Consider the following 17,596-nt stretch of genomic DNA (forward strand, 5'->3'; position numbering starts at 1 on the left):
CCGGGCGCAGTTGAGGCGAGACCTTCATTCTCTTGCGGTTATATAACCTGCGAAGTATGTTCAGGGCATGCCCATACCGTTCGACGTGCTCGCGGAGCCGAGCAGGCGCAGGATTCTCGATCTGCTCCTGGAGCGTCCGCACCTGGTCGGTGAGCTCACCGACCGGCTCGGCCTGAGCCAGCCCGGCACCTCCAAGCATCTGCGGGTGCTGCGGGAGGCCGGTCTGGTCCGGGTCCGCCAGGACGCCCAGCGCCGCTGGTACGAGCTGACGCCCGAGCCCCTCGCGGAACTCGACGCCTGGCTCGCGCACTACCGCCATCTGTGGGCGGGGAGTCTCGACTCGCTCGAACGGCATCTCGATGCGATGGAGGACGACTCCTCATGAACCCGCACTCCGACACCCTCACCACGGCGGACGGGCGCACCGCGCTCCGGATGGAGCGCCGGCTCGCGCATCCGCCGCAGCGGGTCTGGGACGCGATCACCCAACCCGCCCACCTCGCCCAGTGGTTCCCGTCCGAGGTGTCCGTGGAGCTCAGGCCCGGAGGGGCGATGGGCTTCTCCTTCCCCGGCGCCGGCGAGCCGGGGATGACAGGCACCGTGACGGAGGCCGAGGAGCCGCGTGTCTTCGCCTTCACCTGGGGCGAGGACCATCTGCGCTGGGAGATCACCCCTGAGGGCGAGGGCTCGCTGCTCACCCTCGTCCACACCTTCGGCGACCGCTTCGGCGCGGCGAGCTTCGCGTCCGGCTGGCATCTCTGCATCACCGCGCTGGAGCAGCTGCTGGACGGCGAGAAGGTGGACGTCGGCCGCGACAGGGGCGAACTGCACGAGGCGTATCTGGAGCAGTTCGACCTGGGGCGGGGCGTCGTCGAGGACACCGCCGACGGACGGCGGATCCGCTTCGAACGGCAGCTGGTGCGTTCCGCGGAGACGGTATGGACCGAACTGACCGCTGGCGCGGAGGTGTTGGAGGGGGCGCCGGTCCCGGCGGGCTTCACGGCCCCCAAGACCCCACCGGGACCGGTCACCGAGGTACGGCGACCGGCCCTGCTCGCCTACGCCTTGGACCCGGAGGGCGAGGTCCGCTGGCAACTCGCCGAGGGCACGGGCCACGGCCCCCGTCTGATCCTGACCCAGACCGGCCCGCGGGACATGGACGTGGATGACCTGCTGGCCTCCTGGCACACCCGCCTCACCCACCTGGCGGCGCGCCTGCTGGAAGCGTAGCGGCGGGTGGGGGAGGACATCCCGTTACGCGGCGCGGCCCAGCCACGATGCCAGTCGGCCGTACGCGTCCGCCCCCTCCGGTGCCTCCTGGACCGCCGCGAACGGGACCTCCTCGCCGCGGCTGTCCGCCGGCAGGACCTGCTGGGCGATCGGGAGGATGACCTTGGCCAACTCCTCGTCCAGGGTCATCGGGTGGCCCAGTGCCTGCGACAGGTCCCAGGTGTGGGTCACCTTCTCCATCACATAGCCACCCAACGCCGCCGCGCCCGGCAGCTCCGCGGCCCACGGGACCGCGACCAGGCGGGACAGCTTCGCATCGTCCGCCCACGCCGCCGTGAAGCGGCGCCTCGCCTCCTCGTACGCCGTTGTCCAGCCGTCGTCCGCGACGCCGTCCACCCGTGCCGGCACCGACAGGCCGTCGCCGCCCTCGCCGATGGTCGCGATCCGGTGCGTACCGCCGACGACATGGGACAGCAGCGCCCGTACATCGAACTCCGTACACGGCGTCGGGTCGCCGAGCCGCTCCGGCGTCACGGTCTTCAGCAGGCTCGCGAACTGGTCGGCCGCGCGCTCGTACAGGGGGCGGGGGTCGTTCATGGTGTCCATCTCCTCAATTGCCGGTCTCGATGACGAGGCACACCCTGCCCGGATAACCTGACATCCACCGTCAAGTTTTCCGGAGACCCTCAGACCCGTGAAATCAGACCGGCTGCTCTCGATCCTGCTGCTCCTCCAGACCCGCGGCCTCGTCCCGGCCGCCGATCTCGCCGAGCGGCTCGAAGTCTCCGTACGCACCATCTACCGCGATATCGAGGCGCTCTCGTCCTCCGGCGTCCCCGTCTACGCCGAACGTGGGCGGCACGGCGGCATCGCGCTGCTGCCCGGCTTCCGTACCGACGTCACCGGGCTGACCGCCGACGAGTCCCGCGCCCTCTTCGTCCTCGCCGCCCAGGGCGCCCACTCGGCACTCGGCCTCGACGAGGCGCTCGGCTCCGCACTGCGCAAGGTCATGGCCGCACTGCCCGAACCGCACCGGCCCGCCGCCGAGTTGACGAGCCGGCGGATCCTGGTCGACCCGGCCCGCTGGATGCGCGTACCGCAGCCGGCCGTCGATCTGGACGTGCTGAACTCCGCCGTCTTCACCGACCGTCGGCTGCGGCTGCGCTACCGGCACAGCGGGACGACCGAACCGCGGACGTACACGCTCGATCCGTACGGACTCGTCGTCAAGGCGGGCGTCTGGTACCTGGTCGCCGACCACCGGGCAGCGCCCCGGCTCTTCCGCGCGGACCGGGTGCTCGCCGCCACCCTCACCGACGCTCCGGTCCGGCGGCGCCCCGGCCAGGAACTGGCGGACGTCTGGCAGGTGTTGCGCCGTCAGGTCGAGGACCGCCCGGCGGACGTACGGGTGACGGCGCTGGTGAGGACCGACCGGCTGGACATGTTCCTGCGCATACAGGCCAGTCAGCTCACCGCGGAGCCCCAGGTCGCCGGTGAGTGGGCGCGCGTCGAGCTCGCGCTGCCGACCGCGATGGCGGCCCGCGCGCTGCTGGCCTTCGGCGAGAGCGTGGAGGTGCTGTCTCCGCCCGAGGCACGGGAAGAGCTGGCCCGCGCGGCGGCGGCCGTGGTCGAGTTGTACGGAAGCGATTCCGGCAGGCCCGGCACGCTGCCCGTCGGGCCCGTCAGTCCAGCCAGTGGCGCCGGCCGAGACTCACCAGACGCAGCTGACGGCGGGCCACCGAGCTGACCTGCTCCTCGCCATCGGGACCGGCCTCCAGGAACGTGTACGCCGTCATCACCATGTGGTCGACATAGACACCCGCGAGCATCCGCAGATCGGCCTCGCTCCATCCGGCCGACTCCGGCTCGCGGGCGAAGGCCGCCGCCACTTCGTCGGCGAACCGGCGCAGTTGCGCGCCAATGGCCTCGCGTACGGGCTGTACACCGCCGTGCCGCTCGCGGGCGATGAAGCGGACATGGGCTGGTGACCTGCGGACGAGATCGGCGATCAGTGCGACGGTCCGGTCGATACGTACTTCGTCACCGGTCTCGGCGAGCGCCTCGCCGATCATGGCGTGCAGGCTGCCGAGCGCCTCCTCGACGAGCGCGACGCCGAGGTCGGCCGTGTCCCTGAAGTGCCGGTAGAACGCCGTCGGCGCCACACCCACGGCCCGGGTCACCTCACGCAGTCCGAGGCTGCTCAGACTCTGCTCCTCGAGGAGCTGCAGCGCGGCGTCCAGGAGGGCCTGACGGGTCTTCTGCTTCTGGGCCTGACGGATCCCGACGGTGTGACTCATAACATTCAGTAAACAACCGTTCTCCCGATAAGGGAAGTGTAGACTCAGGAGTCAGTGAACAGTCGTACTCACAAGTGTTCACCCAAAATTGGGAAGGAAGACAATGATCGCCCTCGTCGCAGCGCTTCTCCTCCTGGGAATCATGCTGGGCGCCGTGGCCCAACTCCCGCTCTCCGTCACCTTCGTGGCCTGCTCCGTCATCGGCGCATGGCTGCTCGTCTTCGCCGTGCGCGAGCGTCGCGCCCGGAACCACTGATCCGGAAGGAGCCGAACCACCATGCAACTCACCGCCACCGCACGCACGGCACGCACCGCACGCGGCACCCGCACCGAGAGCACCGCCGGGGATGCCGCCGTCCGGAACGCCACTCAGCCTGGGACGCCCGAGTCCGAAACCCGGCCCGAGGCGCAGCCCGATGCCCGGCGCGACGCCGACGGCATGGCCGTCGCCGCCTTCATCCTCGGCCTCGTAGGCCTGCTCGTGATGAACATCGTGCTCGGCCCGATCGCCGTCGTACTGGCCACAATCGCCCTTTGGCGAGGCACCGCCCGCCGCTTCCGCGCCCTGCTCGGGCTCGCACTCGGACTGGCCGACCTGGCTGTTCTCGCCGTACTCGTCACCGTGAACGGAACCGTCGTCTGGGGCTTCGGAGGCTGACGCCGGCAGCCGCGGAGAGCCGGGAAAGCGGAGCCCGCACGCCCGTGCACCCCTGCGCCGCGTCCGCGCCCCCGCCAGGCCTCGTAGAATCGTGGCCACCATGGCTTACCTCGACCACGCTGCGACCACTCCGATGCTGCCGGAAGCCGTCGAGGCGATGACCGCGCAGCTCACCGTCACCGGCAACGCCTCCGCGCTGCACGCCGCCGGGCGTCGGGCCCGACGTGCCGTCGAGGAGGCCCGCGAGACCCTCGCCGAGGCGCTCGGCGCACGGCCCAGCGAGGTGGTCTTCACCTCCGGCGGCACCGAGGCCGACAACCTCGCCGTGAAGGGCCTGTACTGGTCGAGACGCGACGCCGACCCGGCCAGGACTCGCGTACTGGCCAGCCCCGTCGAGCACCACGCCGTCCTCGACGCCGTCGACTGGCTCGGCGGGCACGAGGGCGCGACGGTCGAGTTCCTGCCGGTCGACGCGTACGGGCGGGTGCACCCCGAGGCGCTGCGCCAGGCCATCGCGCGCAATCCCGACGATGTCGCGCTCGCCACCGTGATGTGGGCCAACAACGAGATCGGCACCGTCATGCCGGTGGCCGAACTCTCCGCCGTGGCAAAGGAGTTCGGTGTCCCGCTGCACGCCGACGCGGTCCAGGCCTTCGGTCAGCTCGAAGTGGACTTCGCCGCATCGGGCCTGGCCGCCATGACCGTCTCCGGACACAAGATCGGCGGCCCGTACGGCATCGGCGCGCTGCTGCTCGGCCGCGAGTACAGCCCAGTCCCCGTACTGCACGGCGGCGGCCAGGAGCGCCATGTACGCTCCGGCACCCTCGACGCCCCCGCCATCGCCTCCTTCGCCGTGGCGGGCCGCCTCGCCGCCGAGCGGCGAGAGGACTTCGCCCACGAGATCGGCTCGCTGCGCGACGAGCTGGTCCGGGCCGTCCGTACGGCAGTCCCGGACGCGATCCTCGGCGGCGACCCGGACGACCGCCTCCCCGCCAACGCCCACTTCACCTTCCCCGGCTGCGAGGGCGACTCCCTGCTGCTGCTCCTGGACGCCCAGGGCATCCAGTGCTCCACGGGATCCGCGTGCACGGCCGGCGTCGCCCAGCCCAGCCATGTCCTCCTCGCCATCGGCACCGACCCGGACCTGGCCCGCGGCACGCTGCGCTTCAGCCTCGGCCACACCTCCACCAAGGCGGATGTGGACGCGGTCGCGGAAGCCATCGGCCCGGCGGTGGAACGGGCCCGTACGGCCGGCCTGGTCTGATCCCGTACGCGCACAGCCCGCCCCCAGGGGTTACCGGGCCGCCGCCCGCGCGTCCCCCACCAGCCTTATGTACCGGTCCCAGTCCCAGTGCGGCCCAGGATCCGTGTGGTCCGTTCCCGGCACCTCCACATGCCCGATGATGTGCTCGCGGTCCACCGGTATCCCGTACCGCCCGCAGATCCCCGCCGTCAGCTTTGCCGACGACTGGTACATCGCATCCGTGAAGTCGGCCGGCCGGTCCACGAAGCCCTCGTGCTCTATACCGACGCTGCGTTCGTTGTACGAGCGGTTCCCGGAGTGGAAGGCAACATCCAGCTCGCGGATCATTTGCGCCACATGCCCGTCCTTGCGTACGACATAGTGCGTCGCGGCTTCGTGCCCAGGATCCTTGAAGGCCTTGAGCGCCGACGAATAGCTGCCCTGGACGACATGGATGATCACGCGGTCGATGGAGTAGTCGTCGGGCCGGTCCGCGAGCCGCCAGTTCGCCCGGGAGGCGGCCGTCCACTCCGCGCCCGCATAGTCGATCGCACCCTCCTTGCGCGCCTTCGTGATCCCCGGCACCCGCCACCAGATGCGCTTCAGCTCGTCCTTGGCCAGCACGCCCGTCCCCAGCAACACCACCCCGCCGCCGATCAGCACGGCCCGCCTGCTCACGGGCCGCTTACCGCCGTCGTCGCCGCGCTTCGATTCACTCCCCATGCGATCACCAACGCATACTCGCGAGCTTTCGGTTCCCCGGGCCCCTTACCCTGGTAGGGCTATGACTCCTCAGACTTCCCAGCGCCCCCTCCGAGTGCTCGCCGCCATGTCGGGCGGCGTGGACTCCGCCGTCGCCGCCGCCCGTGCCGCCGAGGCCGGACACGATGTCACCGGTGTGCACCTCGCGCTCTCCGCGAACCCGCAGTCCTTCCGCACGGGTGCGCGTGGCTGCTGCACCATCGAGGACTCGCGCGACGCCCGCCGCGCCGCGGACGTCATCGGCATCCCCTTCTACGTGTGGGATCTCGCCGAGCGCTTCCGCGAGGACGTGGTGGAGGACTTCATCGCGGAGTACGAGGCCGGCCGCACCCCCAACCCCTGTCTGCGCTGCAACGAGAAGATCAAGTTCGCGGCACTGCTCGACAAGGCGCTCGCGCTCGGCTTCGACGCCGTGTGCACCGGTCACTACGCCACGGTCGTGACGGGCGAGGACGGCAGCCGCGAGCTGCACCGCGCCAGCGACATGGCCAAGGACCAGTCGTACGTCCTCGGCGTCCTCGACGAGCGGCAGCTGGCGCACGCCATCTTCCCGCTCGGCGACACCCTCACCACCAAGGGCGAGATCCGCGCGGAGGCCGAGCGCAGGGGACTCGCGGTCGCCAAGAAGCCCGACAGCCACGACATCTGCTTCATCGCGGACGGCGACACCCAGGGCTTCCTCGCCTCGCGCCTCGGCACGGCGGAGGGCGACATCGTCGACGAGTCGGGCAAGAAGCTGGGCAGCCACGACGGAGCCTTCGGCTTCACGATCGGCCAGCGCAAGGGCCTGCGCATCGGCCACCCGGCCCCCGACGGCAAGCCGCGCTACGTCCTGGACATCTCTCCGGTGAACAACACGGTCACGGTCGGCCCGGTCGAGGCACTGGACGTCGACGCCCTGACCGCCATCAAGCCCCGCTGGTGCGGCACGGCTCCGGAGGGCCCGGGCACGTACACCGCTCAGCTGCGCGCGCACGGCGGCGAGACGTCAGTGACCGCGGAGCTCGTCGGCGGCACGCTGAATGTGAGCTTCGCCGAGCCGGTACGTGGTGTGGCGCCCGGCCAGGCGATCGTGCTGTACGACGGCACGCGGGTGGTCGGCTCCGCGACCATCGCGACGACCGGGCGGGCGGCCGCGCAGGTCGCCTGATCCTGCGCCGACTGGTCAGTCCCGGCGCCAGGCTGTCGGTCCCGGCTCCGGCGGCCCTCGGCCCTGGCTGCGGCCGGTCAGTCCTGGCTCCGGCCCTCACCGGCGAAGAAGTCCGCCAGTAGCGGGGCCAGCACCTGCGGCGCCACCTCATGCGTCTGCCCGGTCAGCGTGCGGTGCCTGCCCCGCGGCAGGCACTCGGACACCGCGCGTGCCGCGTCCCGCAGCCAGCCGGGGCTCGCGCCGCCGTCGACGACCACCACGCCCTGGGCGATCGTACGCAGCTGCTCGACCGGCACCTGACCGTTGCCCATGATCTCGTGGTCGTAGGGGAGGGTGTGCGCCACCGCTTCCCTCTCGGCCCACATCGGCGTCTGCCGCATCCCTGCGACCGCCGCCGGCGGCATCCCGGTCTCCGTCAGGAAGAGCGCGAGCGCATCGCCGGGCCGCCCCTGCTCCACCAGCTCACGCAGCCTGGCGACGTAGGCGGCGGGCTCCTCGCGGCTCGCCGGATCCGCCGTGAACGGCGGCTCGTACACCGAGAGTTGAGCGATCGGCAGCCCGGCGGCGGCCGCCTTCAGAGCAAGCGCCGCGCCCGAGGAGATGGCGTGCACACAGGCGCTGCCACCCGCCGCGGCGAGCACGGCGGCGAGATCCTCGATCTCGCGCTCCACCGCGTACGGAGCGGTGTCACCGCTCGCGCCCCGGCCGCGCCGGTCATAGGTAAACACACTGAACTGCGAGGCGAGCAGCGCGGCCAGCGGCGCGTCCGTCGCCGCCGTGCACAGCGCACCGCCGACCAGAACCACCGGCGGCCCGGCGCCCCACTGCTCGTACCCGATGAGCGTGCCGTCACCCGACGTGGCCCTGTGCAGCGTTCTGCTCGAGTTGTCCATAAGAGTGCTGACCGCCCCGCTCGGCGGGACTCATCGTTCGCCCACAAGATTCTTTCGTCAGGCCTCGACGACCTCCGTGTCGTAGAAGCAGAAATGCCCCTTGATCTGCGCCACTTCGTCCTTGGGCTCGGGATACGCCCACACCAGGTCCTGCGCGTCCGACAGCGACCAGTAGGAGGCCGTTCCCTTGAACGGGCAGTACGTGTGGGTCTCCGAGGGCTTCAGCAGGTCGGTGCGTACGTCCTCCGGGGGGAGGTAGTAGCGCACGGGGCAGCCCGTCTCGCGCAGGACCAGCGGGCGCCGGCTCTCCCCGAGAACTTCGTCGCCGCGCGCTACGCGTACGTGAACCGTGCCCTGCTCGATGGTGATCGTGTGTCCAGCCATACCTGGCACAGCGTCGCCAGGGCCCGCGTTCTTCCCCATACCGTGATCCTATGAATATCTGTGTCTTCCTCTCCGCCGCCGACCTCGACGACCGCTACACCCGGCCAGCCCGCGAATTCGCCGAGCTGGTCGGCAAGGGAGACCACACCCTGGTGTGGGGCGGGTCCGAGTGCGGACTGATGAAGGTCGTCGCGGACGGTGTCCAGCAGGCGGGCGGGCGGCTGGTCGGCGTCTCGGTCGACTTCCTCGGGGCGAAGGCCCGTACGAACGCCGACGAGATGGTGATCGCCAAGGACCTCGCCGAGCGCAAGGCGCTGATGCTCGCCAAGGCCGACGCGATCGTGATCATGGTCGGCGGTACGGGGACGCTGGACGAGGCCACCGAGATCCTGGAGCTGAAGAAGCACGGCAAGCACGCCAAGCCGGTGGTGCTGCTGAACACCGCGGGCTTCTACGACGGGCTGAAGCAGCAGTTCCGGCGGATGGAGGACGAAGGCTTTCTGCCGCTCCCGCTGACCGACCTGGTGTTCTTCGCGGAAGACGGGGTCTCGGCGCTCGCCTACCTGGAGGAGTCGGTGGGCGTGCAGTAGTGCGAGCATGTCCCGCATGGGCACACATCTGATCACCGGGGCAGGCTCGGGCATCGGCGCGGCGGTCGCGCGCCGACTGCACGGACGCGGCGACGAACTCGTACTCCTGGCGCGCGACGCCGGCCGCGCCAAGGAGCTCGCGGGCCGCTATCCCGGGTCCCGTACGCTCGTCGCCGATCTCGCGGACCCGGACCGCATCTCCAGGTCGCTCGGCATGCAGCCGATGCCGGACCGCCTGGACTCCCTGCTGCACATCGCGGGCGTCGTCGACCTCGGGCCGATCGCGGAACTCCGCCCCACGACCTGGCACCAGCAGCTCAACGCCAATCTGATCTCCCCGGCCGAGCTGACCCGGCTGTTCCTGCCCCAACTCAGGGCAGCCAAGGGCCATGTTCTCTTCGTCAACTCGGGCGCGGGCCTCAACGCCCATGCGGAATGGGGCGCCTACGCAGCGTCCAAGCACGGTCTGAAGGCGCTCGCCGACTCGCTGCGGCACGAGGAGCACAGCAATGGCGTACGCGTGACCTCCGTCTATCCGGGGCGTACCGCCAGCCCCATGCAGGCCAAGGTGCACTCGCAGGAGGGCAAGGAGTACGACGAGTCCCGCTGGATCAGCCCGGAGTCGGTCGCGACGACGATCCTCACCGCGATCGACTTGCCGCGCGACGCGGAGATCAACGACGTGACGGTGCGGCCCGGGCGCTGAGGACGCTCGCGCCGGGCCTCCGGCGGGAGCGGCGCGTACCCTTCCCGAGTGAGCGACAAGAACAACTTCCCCTGGGGCCCCGCCACCGGCGTCGGATCCATGCCCGGCGGCGACGCACGCGAGGCCGCGAAGACCGTCGCCGGTTCCTTCGAGGACTTTCCGTATCTGACCGAGCTGCCCGCCCGCGGGCCCGGCGCCGACATGATCGGGCGGACCATCGGGCTGCTCGTCGAGATGTACGCGCACGTCGAGCCCAGCGGCTGGCGGATCAGCGACCGGCCGGGGCGCGACACCCGCCGGGCCCGCTCCTGGCTCGGCGAGGACCTCGACGCGCTGGAGGAGTACACCCAGGGCTACGAGGGCCCGCTGAAGGTGCAGGCGGTGGGGCCGTGGACGCTCTCCGCCGCGCTGGAGCTGCGGGGCGGCGAGGCCGTGCTCGGCGATCCCGGCGCCGTACGCGATCTGACGGCCTCGCTCGCGGAGGGGCTGCGCGGCCATCTCGCCGAGGTACGCCGCCGGGTGCCGGGCGCGCGCGTGGTGCTGCAGCTCGACGAGCCGTCGCTCACCGCCGTGCTGCGCGGACAGATCAGGACCGCCAGCGGGTATCGCACACACCGGGCGGTCGACCGCCAGATCGTCGAGAGCGCGCTGCGGGACGTGATCGGGGTGAGCGAGGATCCCGTCACCGTCCATTCCTGCGCTCCGGACGTGCCGTTCGCGCTGCTGCGCCGGGCCGGGTTCAAGGGCGTCTCGTTCGATTTCGGGCTGCTCACCGAGCGTGACGAGGAAGAGATCGGCGAGGCGGTGGAAGGCGGCACGAAGCTCTTCGCGGGCGTCGTACCGTCCACCGACGCCGCATTGTCAGACCCTGCCGGTAGCGTCATGGGTGTCAGGACGTTGTGGCGCAGGCTGGGGCTGAATCCGGGGACTCTCAGCGAGTCCGTGGTGATCACCCCGTCGTGCGGTCTCGCGGGTGCCTCACCGGCGTACGCGCGCGCGGCGCTCGCCCACTGCGTCCGGGCCGCGAGATCGCTCGCAGACAACCCTGAGTAACGGGAGGACGAGACGGTGGCTGTCGAACAGCAAGGGTCTGTGCCCGCCGAGGCACGGGAGGAGCATGCCCAGCTGGCCGAGCAGGTCGAAGAGCACCGCTTCCGGTACTACGTGAACGCCCAACCGGTCATCAGCGACGCCGAGTTCGACAAGCTGCTGCGCGGGCTGGAGGCGCTGGAGGACAAGCATCCGGAGCTGCGTACGCCCGACTCGCCGACCCAGAAGGTCGCCGGGCAGTACGAGACGGAGTTCAGCGCGGTCGCGCACCGCGAGCGGATGCTCTCCCTCGACAACGCCTTCGACGAGGAGGAGCTCACCGCCTGGGCCGAGCGCATCGCGCGCGACCTCGGCTCGCAGGAGTACCACTTCCTGTGCGAGCTCAAGGTGGACGGCCTCGCCGTGAACCTGACGTACGAGAAGGGCCGGCTGACCCGGGCGGCGACCCGGGGCGACGGCCGCGTCGGCGAGGACATCACCCCCAATGTCCGTACGATCCCGGACATCCCGGACCGGTTGCAGGGTGACCGCATCCCGGATCTCGTGGAGATCCGTGGCGAGGTCTACTTCCCGATGGAGAAGTTCGAGGAGCTCAACGCCCGCCTGGTCGAAGCCGGTGACAAGCCCTTCGCCAATCCGCGCAATGCCGCGGCGGGTTCGCTGCGCCAGAAGGATCCGAGGGTCACGGCGACCCGTCCGCTGCGCATGGTCGTACACGGCATCGGCGCGCGCGAGGGCTTTGACATCGACCGCCTGTCGCAGGCCTACGACCTGCTGAGCGAGTGGGGCCTGCCCACCGCCCGGCACAACAAGGTCGTGGACTCGCTGGAGGATGTACGGGAGTTCATCGCCTACTTCGGCGAGCACCGCCACTCGGTGGAGCACGAGATCGACGGTGTGGTCGTCAAGCTCGACGAGATCCCGCTCCAGGGGCGGCTCGGCTCCACCTCGCGCGCGCCACGCTGGGCGATCGCGTGGAAGTACGCCCCGGAGGAGGTCAACACCAAGCTGGTCAACATCCGCGTGGGCGTCGGCCGCACCGGGCGCGTCACGCCGTATGCGCAGGTCGAGCCGGTCACGGTCGCGGGCTCCGAGGTCGAGTTCGCCACCCTGCACAACCAGGACGTGGTCAAGGCCAAGGGCGTGCTGATCGGCGACACTGTGGTGCTGCGCAAGGCCGGCGACGTCATTCCGGAAATCCTCGGTCCGGTCGTGGATCTGCGCGACGGCAGCGAGCGTGAGTTCGTGATGCCGTCCGAGTGCCCCGAGTGCGGGACGGCGCTGCGGCCGATGAAGGAGGGCGACGTCGATCTGCGCTGCCCCAACGCCCGCTCCTGCCCGGCCCAGTTGCGTGAACGTCTCTTCTATCTGGCCGGCCGCAAGTCGCTGGACATCGAGAACTTCGGCTACGTGGCGGCGGCCGCGCTCACCAAGCCGCTGGAGCCGCCCACACCGCCGCTGACCGACGAGGGCGATCTGTTCGACCTCACCATCGAGCAGCTGCTGCCCATCAAGGCGTATGTCCTGGACCAGGACAGCGGACTGCCCAAGCGCGACCCGAAGACCGGCGAGGAGAAGCTCGCCATGATCTTCGCCAACAAGGAGGGCGAGCCGAAGAAGAACGCCCTGGCGATGCTGGAGAACATCGCCGCGGCCAAGGAACGACCGCTGGCCCGGATCATCACGGGCCTGTCCATCCGTCATGTCGGCCCGGTCGCGGCCGAGGCGCTGGCCCGGGAGTTCCGGTCGATCGAGCGGATCGAGCAGGCCACCGAGGAGGAGCTGGCGGCGGTCGACGGGGTGGGCGACATCATCGCGGCCTCGGTCAAGCAGTGGTTCGCGGAGGACTGGCACCGCGAGATCCTGCGCAAGTGGCGCGCTGCGGGCGTTCGTATGGAGGAAGAGGGCGCGGGGGAGAGCGAAGGGCCGCGTCCGCTCGAGGGACTCACCGTTGTCGTCACCGGCACGCTGCAGAACTACACGAGGGATGGCGCAAAAGAGGCCCTCCAGAGCCTCGGAGCGAAAGTGGCCGGTTCCGTTTCCAAGAAAACGGCGTTCGTGGTGGTCGGTGACAACCCGGGTTCGAAGTACGACAAGGCAATGCAGTTGAAAGTGCCGGTGCTGGACGAGGAAGGCTTCGCCGTTCTGCTCGAACAGGGGCCCGATGCAGCTCGTGAGGCCGCTGTGCCTGCAGAGGCGTAACGGAGGGGGCGTGCGCGGGGCTTGGGAGGGGCTTGCGCGGAGGTCCTTTGGGGGCGCGCGGGGCCGGATTCGGACGCGAAAACGGGACCCGGAACACCAGGTACAGGTCACCCGTTCAGCGCATACCAGATGGTTAAGGGTGGCCGGGTCGCATTCGGGCAAGAGCTGTAGAGCGCTGCCCGTCCGAGCCTCCTGCGGCCTACTGTTGAGATGTGCGCCTGTCGTGCACGGCTGCGTGGTGGGATTTCAGTCGTGGTGGCATGACTACGGGAGCCATCGCGAGGCATCGGCACCGCCGGCTGTGAGAGGGACGGGAATGAAACCGACCGAGAGCGCCGCCCCGGTCTCACGGCCGGGTGGATTCGCGGCCCTTGCAGGAATGACATCCGGGCTGCCCGTCATCGTCATGGTGATCGCCGCCGCCGTACTCGTCACCGGGATCGTACGGACCGTGCAGGAGGGCCATGCGCTCTTCCCCTCGTCCACAGTGGGCTGGTCGCTCGCCGTCCTCACCGGGATCATCGTCGGCCATCTGGTCGCGCTCGGCCGCGACCGATGGTGGGGCGGCACCGGCTCCGGCGCCGCCCTCACTCTCGCCGTCCTCCTGCTCTTCGGCTGGGTGCCCGCCGGTCTGGTCAGCCTCGCCGTCGTCGCACTGGTCGGCGCCGCCCGCAGGCACCGCTGGCGACAGGGCGTACTGCACGGCTCCGTGGACCTGTTGGGGATCGGCGCGGCCGCGCTCGTCCTCGCCGCCTTCGGCGTTGCGCCCAGCGTGGAGCGGCCCTGGCTGCCCCTGGACTGGGGCGTCGAGGCCGCGCCCGAAGTGATCCTGGCGGCCACCGCCTATCTCGCTGTCAGCCGACTGCTCCTCTGGTATGTGCTGGCCCCGCAGGGCGGCGGGCTGCCCACCGTCGCCCGTACGGCCCTGCTCAGGCAGGGGCTTGTCGCAGTCGCTCTCCTCGGCATCGCCCCGCTGATCTGCGTGGTCGCCACCGCCCTGCCGCTCCTACTGCCCCTGTTCGCCGTACCGCTGATCGCTCTGGACTCCACGCTCTGGATTGCGCGGGCCAGAGCCGAGGAGCAGCTGCGCGACCCGCTGACCGGGCTGCCGAACCGTCAGTGGCTGCTGGAGCGGACCTGGGCCGCGCTGGAGGACGCCGAGGGCGGCGGTGCACGATCCGCTCTCGTGCTGATCGACCTCGACCGTTTCCGGTCGGTCAATGACACACTCGGCCATCTCGCGGGCGACCGGCTGCTCCTCCAGATAGCTGATCGGCTGCGACTGGCCCTGCCGCGAGGGGCCGAGGCGGCCCGGCTCGGCGGCGACGAGTTCGCCGTACTGCTCCCGACGGCCGACTCCACCACCAGCGCCACCCGCATCGCCCGCCATCTGGTGGCCGAGCTGTCATCGCCGCTGGACCTGGACGGACTCACGCTCGTCCTGGAGGCGAGCGCCGGCGTCGCCGTCTTCCCCGACCACGCGCTGGACGCGGAGGGCCTGCTGCGGCGCGCGGACGTGGCGATGTACCAGGCGAAGCGGGACCGTACGGGCGTCGAGGTGTACGAGTCCAAGCGCGACTCCAACACTCCCGACCGGCTCGGTCTGCTCGGCGATCTGCGCCGGGCGCTGGACGCCGGCGACGTGGAGCTCCACTACCAGCCCAAGGTCGGCTTCGACGGCCATGTCGCGGGCCTTGAGGCGCTGGTCCGTTGGGTCCACCCCGAGCGCGGCCGAGTACCTCCGGACGAGTTCATCGCCATCGCCGAGTCCTCGGGCCTGATGCCGTATCTGACGGAGTACGTCCTCGACACGGCCCTCGCCCAGGTCGCCAGATGGCGCGCGCAGGGTCTGGACGTCCCGGTGGCGGTCAATGTCTCGCCGCGCGACGTCCATACCCCCGGGTTCGCCGGGCTGGTCGCCGCCCGCCTCGCCCGCCACGGCGTCCCGCCGGGCTCGCTGCAGCTGGAGATCACGGAGCACGTACTCCTCGAGGACCCGCAGCGCGCCGCCGACACCCTCGCCGGGCTGACCGACCACGGGGTGAAGATGTCCCTGGACGACTTCGGCACCGGCTACTCCTCGCTCGTCCACCTGCGCCGCCTGCCGGTGAGCGAGCTCAAGATCGACCGGTCCTTCGTCGCCCGGCTCGCCGTCGACAACGAGGACGCGGCGATCGTCCGCTGCACCGTCGACCTCGCCCACTCGCTGGGCCTGTTGGTGGTCGCCGAGGGCGTCGAGGACGACGAGACCTGGGAGCGGCTGCGCGATCTGGGCTGCGACGCCGTACAGGGCTGGCTGGTCGCGGCCGCGATGCCGCCGCAGGAGACCACCGCATGGCTGCGGGCCAGGGGAGAGCGCGGCTGGCACCGCCCGGCGGAGCTGCCCGCCGCATCGGATGCCGACGAGCCGTCCAGCCAGGTCGTCCCCTGACGGTGCCGGCGGGTCGGGTGGTCGGGGCGCGCCTCGCTGCCGGTCCGAGGCCGGTGCGTGGCGGCCCGAGGCGGCCCGGCGGTGGCCGGGGCGGAGTCCCGTGGGCAAACCGTTTAGTGGGCAGCGGCCCGCGCCCCATAGGATTGGGCTCAAAGCACACACTCTCACCCCTGAGGATCGCTGCATGCCTGGCATTACGCGCGAGGAGGTCGCCCACCTCGCCCGGCTGGCGCGTCTGGAGCTGAAGGCCGAAGAGCTCGACCACTTCGCCGGACAGCTCGACGACATCATCGGCGCGGTCGCCCGCGTCTCCGAGGTCGCCGACCAAGACGTACCCCCGACCTCCCACCCGCTGCCGCTGACCAACGTCATGCGCGCGGACCAGGTCCGTCCGTCGCTCACCCCCGAGCAGGCGCTCTCCTGCGCCCCGGCCCAGGAGCAGCAGCGTTTCAAAGTGCCGCAGATTCTGGGGGAGGACTAATCACCATGACGGCCATCAACAAAATCGAGAGCTGTATCAAGCTCACCGCCGCCGAGATCGCCGCGAAGATCGCCGCAGGCGAGCTCACGGCCGTCGAGGTCACCGAGGCCCACCTGGCCCGGATCGAGGCCGTCGACGAGAAGGTGCACGCCTTCCTGCACATCGACCGCGAGGGTGCGCTCGCGCAGGCCCGCGCCGTCGACGCCAAGCGTGAGGCCGGCGAGAAGCTCGGCCCGCTGGCCGGTGTGCCGCTTGCGCTGAAGGACATCTTCACCACCGAGGGCATCCCGACCACGGTCGGCTCCAAGATCCTCGAGGGCTGGATCCCGCCGTACGACGCGACGCTGACCAAGAGGCTCAAGGCAGCCGACGTCGTCATCCTCGGCAAGACCAACATGGACGAGTTCGCCATGGGGTCCTCGACCGAGAACAGCGCCTACGGGCCGACGGGCAACCCCTGGGACCTGACGCGTATCCCCGGCGGTTCGGGTGGCGGCTCCAGCGCCGCCCTCGCCTCTTACCAGGCCCCGCTCGCCATCGGCACGGACACCGGCGGCTCCATCCGCCAGCCCGCCGCCGTCACCGGCACGGTCGGCGTCAAGCCCACCTACGGCGCGGTCTCCCGCTACGGCATGGTCGCCTTCTCGTCCTCCCTCGACCAGGGCGGCCCCTGTGCCCGTACGGTCCTGGACGCGGCGCTCCTGCACGAGGTCATCGCCGGTCACGACGAGCTCGACTCGACGTCCATCGACGCCCCGGTCCCGCCGGTCGTCGAGGCCGCGCGAAACGGTTCCGTGGCCGGGATGCGCGTCGGCGTGGTCAAGCAGTTCTCCGGCGAGGGCTATCAGGCCGGCGTCGTCCAGCGCTTCAACGAGTCGGTCGAGCTGCTGAAGTCGCTCGGGGCCGAGATCGTCGAGCTGGACTGCCCGTCCTTCGACCTGGCCCTGTCGGCGTACTACCTGATCGCGCCGTCCGAGTGCTCCTCCAACCTCGCCCGCTTCGACGCCATGCGTTACGGCCTGCGGGTCGGCGACGACGGCACGAAGTCCGCCGAGGAGGTCACCGCGCTGACCCGTGAGGCCGGCTTCGGCGACGAGGTCAAGCGCCGGATCATGCTGGGCACGTACGCGCTCAGTTCCGGCTACTACGACGCGTACTACGGCTCCGCCCAGAAGGTGCGGACGCTGATCACCCGGGACTTCGAGAAGGCCTTCGAGCAGGTCGACGTGATCGTTTCGCCGACCACGCCCACCACCGCCTTCCCGATCGGCGAGCGCGCCGACGACCCGATGGCCATGTACCTCGCCGACCTGTGCACCATCCCGACCAACCTGGCCGGAAACGCGGCGATGTCGCTGCCCTGTGGTCTCGCGCCCGAGGACGGCCTGCCGGTCGGTCTGCAGATCATCGCCCCCGCCATGAAGGACGACCGCCTTTACAAGGTCGGCGCCGCGGTCGAGGCCGCCTTCGTGGAAAAGTGGGGACACCCGCTGCTCGAGGAGGCACCGTCGCTGTGAGC

19 protein-coding genes are annotated in these 17,596 nt (G+C 70.6%); 14 read left to right on the plus strand and 5 right to left on the minus strand.

What is annotated here, in order from left to right; all coding sequences use genetic code 11:
* Nucleotides 1-67 precede the first annotated feature (67 nt).
* Together AB0D12_RS12635 and AB0D12_RS12640 are read left to right on the plus strand one after the other, a co-directional pair.
* Nucleotides 68-385 (plus strand): metalloregulator ArsR/SmtB family transcription factor, encoded by a 318-nt coding sequence (locus AB0D12_RS12635; RefSeq protein ID WP_362680354.1) that lies wholly within the window; start codon nt 68-70, stop codon nt 383-385.
* A complete protein-coding gene (locus tag AB0D12_RS12640) occupies nt 382-1,230 on the plus strand; it encodes an SRPBCC family protein (protein WP_362680357.1) in 849 nt (282 codons plus the stop codon). Before AB0D12_RS12635 ends, AB0D12_RS12640 begins: the two co-directional genes overlap by 4 nt.
* Nucleotides 1,231-1,254: 24 nt before the next feature.
* Here the strand turns inward: AB0D12_RS12640 and AB0D12_RS12645 are convergent, their stop codons facing one another.
* Complete coding sequence (locus AB0D12_RS12645; RefSeq protein WP_362680359.1) at nt 1,255-1,827, minus strand: TIGR03086 family metal-binding protein; 573 nt, start codon at nt 1,825-1,827, stop codon at nt 1,255-1,257.
* A gap of 97 nt (nt 1,828-1,924) precedes the next feature.
* Here AB0D12_RS12645 and AB0D12_RS12650 point away from each other — a divergent pair, with 97 nt between their 5' ends.
* Nucleotides 1,925-2,977: a YafY family protein gene (locus tag AB0D12_RS12650; protein ID WP_362680362.1), complete on the plus strand. Its 1,053-nt coding sequence runs from the start codon at nt 1,925-1,927 to the stop codon at nt 2,975-2,977.
* Here the strand turns inward: AB0D12_RS12650 and AB0D12_RS12655 are convergent.
* Nucleotides 2,913-3,527: a TetR family transcriptional regulator gene (locus AB0D12_RS12655; RefSeq protein WP_362680364.1), complete on the minus strand. Its 615-nt coding sequence runs from the start codon at nt 3,525-3,527 to the stop codon at nt 2,913-2,915. The genes AB0D12_RS12650 and AB0D12_RS12655 overlap by 65 nt on opposite strands.
* A 103-nt stretch (nt 3,528-3,630) precedes the next feature.
* Here AB0D12_RS12655 and AB0D12_RS12660 point away from each other — a divergent pair, with 103 nt between their 5' ends.
* The 3 genes from AB0D12_RS12660 to AB0D12_RS12670 all read left to right on the plus strand — a co-directional run bounded on the left by AB0D12_RS12660 (nt 3,631) and on the right by AB0D12_RS12670 (nt 5,449).
* Nucleotides 3,631-3,783, plus strand: a complete 153-nt coding sequence (locus tag AB0D12_RS12660; RefSeq protein ID WP_362680367.1) for a hypothetical protein — start codon at nt 3,631-3,633, stop codon at nt 3,781-3,783.
* A 21-nt stretch (nt 3,784-3,804) separates the two neighbouring features.
* Nucleotides 3,805-4,185: a hypothetical protein gene (locus AB0D12_RS12665; RefSeq protein ID WP_362680370.1), complete on the plus strand. Its 381-nt coding sequence runs from the start codon at nt 3,805-3,807 to the stop codon at nt 4,183-4,185.
* A gap of 100 nt (nt 4,186-4,285) precedes the next feature.
* Nucleotides 4,286-5,449, plus strand: coding sequence for a cysteine desulfurase family protein (locus AB0D12_RS12670; protein ID WP_362680373.1), 1,164 nt, complete (start codon nt 4,286-4,288; stop codon nt 5,447-5,449).
* Nucleotides 5,450-5,479: 30 nt separating this feature from the next.
* Here AB0D12_RS12670 and AB0D12_RS12675 read toward each other — a convergent pair whose 3' ends face one another.
* Nucleotides 5,480-6,151: an N-acetylmuramoyl-L-alanine amidase gene (locus tag AB0D12_RS12675; protein WP_362680376.1), complete on the minus strand. Its 672-nt coding sequence runs from the start codon at nt 6,149-6,151 to the stop codon at nt 5,480-5,482.
* 61 nt (nt 6,152-6,212) lie between these two features.
* Here AB0D12_RS12675 and mnmA point away from each other — a divergent pair, with 61 nt between their 5' ends.
* A complete protein-coding gene (mnmA, locus tag AB0D12_RS12680) occupies nt 6,213-7,340 on the plus strand; it encodes a tRNA 2-thiouridine(34) synthase MnmA (protein WP_362680379.1) in 1,128 nt (375 codons plus the stop codon).
* 77 nt (nt 7,341-7,417) lie between these two features.
* Here mnmA and AB0D12_RS12685 read toward each other — a convergent pair whose 3' ends face one another.
* Nucleotides 7,418-8,233 carry an alpha/beta fold hydrolase gene (locus tag AB0D12_RS12685; protein ID WP_362680382.1) on the minus strand — a complete coding sequence of 272 codons (816 nt, stop codon included), beginning with the start codon at nt 8,231-8,233 and terminating at the stop codon, nt 7,418-7,420.
* Nucleotides 8,234-8,290: 57 nt separating this feature from the next.
* Nucleotides 8,291-8,617: a DUF427 domain-containing protein gene (locus AB0D12_RS12690; RefSeq protein WP_362680385.1), complete on the minus strand. Its 327-nt coding sequence runs from the start codon at nt 8,615-8,617 to the stop codon at nt 8,291-8,293.
* 50 nt (nt 8,618-8,667) lie between these two features.
* Here AB0D12_RS12690 and AB0D12_RS12695 point away from each other — a divergent pair, with 50 nt between their 5' ends.
* The 7 genes from AB0D12_RS12695 to gatA all read left to right on the plus strand — a co-directional run bounded on the left by AB0D12_RS12695 (nt 8,668) and on the right by gatA (nt 17,594).
* Nucleotides 8,668-9,207 (plus strand): TIGR00730 family Rossman fold protein, encoded by a 540-nt coding sequence (locus AB0D12_RS12695; protein ID WP_362680388.1) that lies wholly within the window; start codon nt 8,668-8,670, stop codon nt 9,205-9,207.
* A gap of 7 nt (nt 9,208-9,214) precedes the next feature.
* The gene (locus tag AB0D12_RS12700; protein ID WP_362680391.1) at nt 9,215-9,913 is read left to right on the plus strand and encodes an SDR family oxidoreductase; all 699 of its coding nucleotides are present in this window, start codon (nt 9,215-9,217) and stop codon (nt 9,911-9,913) included.
* 48 nt (nt 9,914-9,961) lie between these two features.
* Complete coding sequence (locus AB0D12_RS12705; protein WP_362680394.1) at nt 9,962-10,966, plus strand: methionine synthase; 1,005 nt, start codon at nt 9,962-9,964, stop codon at nt 10,964-10,966.
* A 15-nt stretch (nt 10,967-10,981) separates the two neighbouring features.
* The gene (gene ligA, locus AB0D12_RS12710; RefSeq protein ID WP_362680397.1) at nt 10,982-13,165 is read left to right on the plus strand and encodes an NAD-dependent DNA ligase LigA; all 2,184 of its coding nucleotides are present in this window, start codon (nt 10,982-10,984) and stop codon (nt 13,163-13,165) included.
* Nucleotides 13,166-13,481: 316 nt separating this feature from the next.
* Nucleotides 13,482-15,596 carry a bifunctional diguanylate cyclase/phosphodiesterase gene (locus AB0D12_RS12715; protein ID WP_362680400.1) on the plus strand — a complete coding sequence of 705 codons (2,115 nt, stop codon included), beginning with the start codon at nt 13,482-13,484 and terminating at the stop codon, nt 15,594-15,596.
* Between the two features lie 184 nt (nt 15,597-15,780).
* Complete coding sequence (gene gatC / locus AB0D12_RS12720) at nt 15,781-16,077, plus strand: Asp-tRNA(Asn)/Glu-tRNA(Gln) amidotransferase subunit GatC (RefSeq protein ID WP_327326241.1); 297 nt, start codon at nt 15,781-15,783, stop codon at nt 16,075-16,077.
* Between the two features lie 5 nt (nt 16,078-16,082).
* On the plus strand, nt 16,083-17,594 hold the full coding sequence (gene gatA / locus AB0D12_RS12725; RefSeq protein WP_362680403.1) for an Asp-tRNA(Asn)/Glu-tRNA(Gln) amidotransferase subunit GatA: 1,512 nt from the start codon (nt 16,083-16,085) through the stop codon (nt 17,592-17,594).
* The last annotated feature ends 2 nt before the right edge of the window (nt 17,595-17,596 follow it).

Origin of the sequence: Streptomyces sp. NPDC048479 (genome assembly GCF_040651435.1) — a bacterium.
Lineage (GTDB): Bacteria > Actinomycetota > Actinomycetes > Streptomycetales > Streptomycetaceae > Streptomyces.

Bases quoted from the DNA above. Each gene is read 5' to 3' on its own strand.
- AB0D12_RS12665 (WP_362680370.1), top strand. From the start codon at position 3,805: ATGCAACTCACCGCCACCGCACGCACGGCACGCACCGCACGCGGCACC.
- AB0D12_RS12645 (WP_362680359.1), bottom strand. From the start codon at position 1,827: ATGAACGACCCCCGCCCCCTGTACGAGCGCGCGGCCGACCAGTTCGCG.
- AB0D12_RS12660 (WP_362680367.1), top strand. From the start codon at position 3,631: ATGATCGCCCTCGTCGCAGCGCTTCTCCTCCTGGGAATCATGCTGGGC.
- gatA (WP_362680403.1), top strand. From the start codon at position 16,083: ATGACGGCCATCAACAAAATCGAGAGCTGTATCAAGCTCACCGCCGCC.
- AB0D12_RS12670 (WP_362680373.1), top strand. From the start codon at position 4,286: ATGGCTTACCTCGACCACGCTGCGACCACTCCGATGCTGCCGGAAGCC.
- gatC (WP_327326241.1), top strand. From the start codon at position 15,781: ATGCCTGGCATTACGCGCGAGGAGGTCGCCCACCTCGCCCGGCTGGCG.
- AB0D12_RS12655 (WP_362680364.1), bottom strand. From the start codon at position 3,527: ATGAGTCACACCGTCGGGATCCGTCAGGCCCAGAAGCAGAAGACCCGT.
- AB0D12_RS12690 (WP_362680385.1), bottom strand. From the start codon at position 8,617: ATGGCTGGACACACGATCACCATCGAGCAGGGCACGGTTCACGTACGC.
- mnmA (WP_362680379.1), top strand. From the start codon at position 6,213: ATGACTCCTCAGACTTCCCAGCGCCCCCTCCGAGTGCTCGCCGCCATG.
- AB0D12_RS12675 (WP_362680376.1), bottom strand. From the start codon at position 6,151: ATGGGGAGTGAATCGAAGCGCGGCGACGACGGCGGTAAGCGGCCCGTG.
- AB0D12_RS12635 (WP_362680354.1), top strand. From the start codon at position 68: ATGCCCATACCGTTCGACGTGCTCGCGGAGCCGAGCAGGCGCAGGATT.
- AB0D12_RS12700 (WP_362680391.1), top strand. From the start codon at position 9,215: ATGTCCCGCATGGGCACACATCTGATCACCGGGGCAGGCTCGGGCATC.
- AB0D12_RS12685 (WP_362680382.1), bottom strand. From the start codon at position 8,233: ATGGACAACTCGAGCAGAACGCTGCACAGGGCCACGTCGGGTGACGGC.
- AB0D12_RS12695 (WP_362680388.1), top strand. From the start codon at position 8,668: ATGAATATCTGTGTCTTCCTCTCCGCCGCCGACCTCGACGACCGCTAC.
- AB0D12_RS12715 (WP_362680400.1), top strand. From the start codon at position 13,482: ATGAAACCGACCGAGAGCGCCGCCCCGGTCTCACGGCCGGGTGGATTC.
- AB0D12_RS12640 (WP_362680357.1), top strand. From the start codon at position 382: ATGAACCCGCACTCCGACACCCTCACCACGGCGGACGGGCGCACCGCG.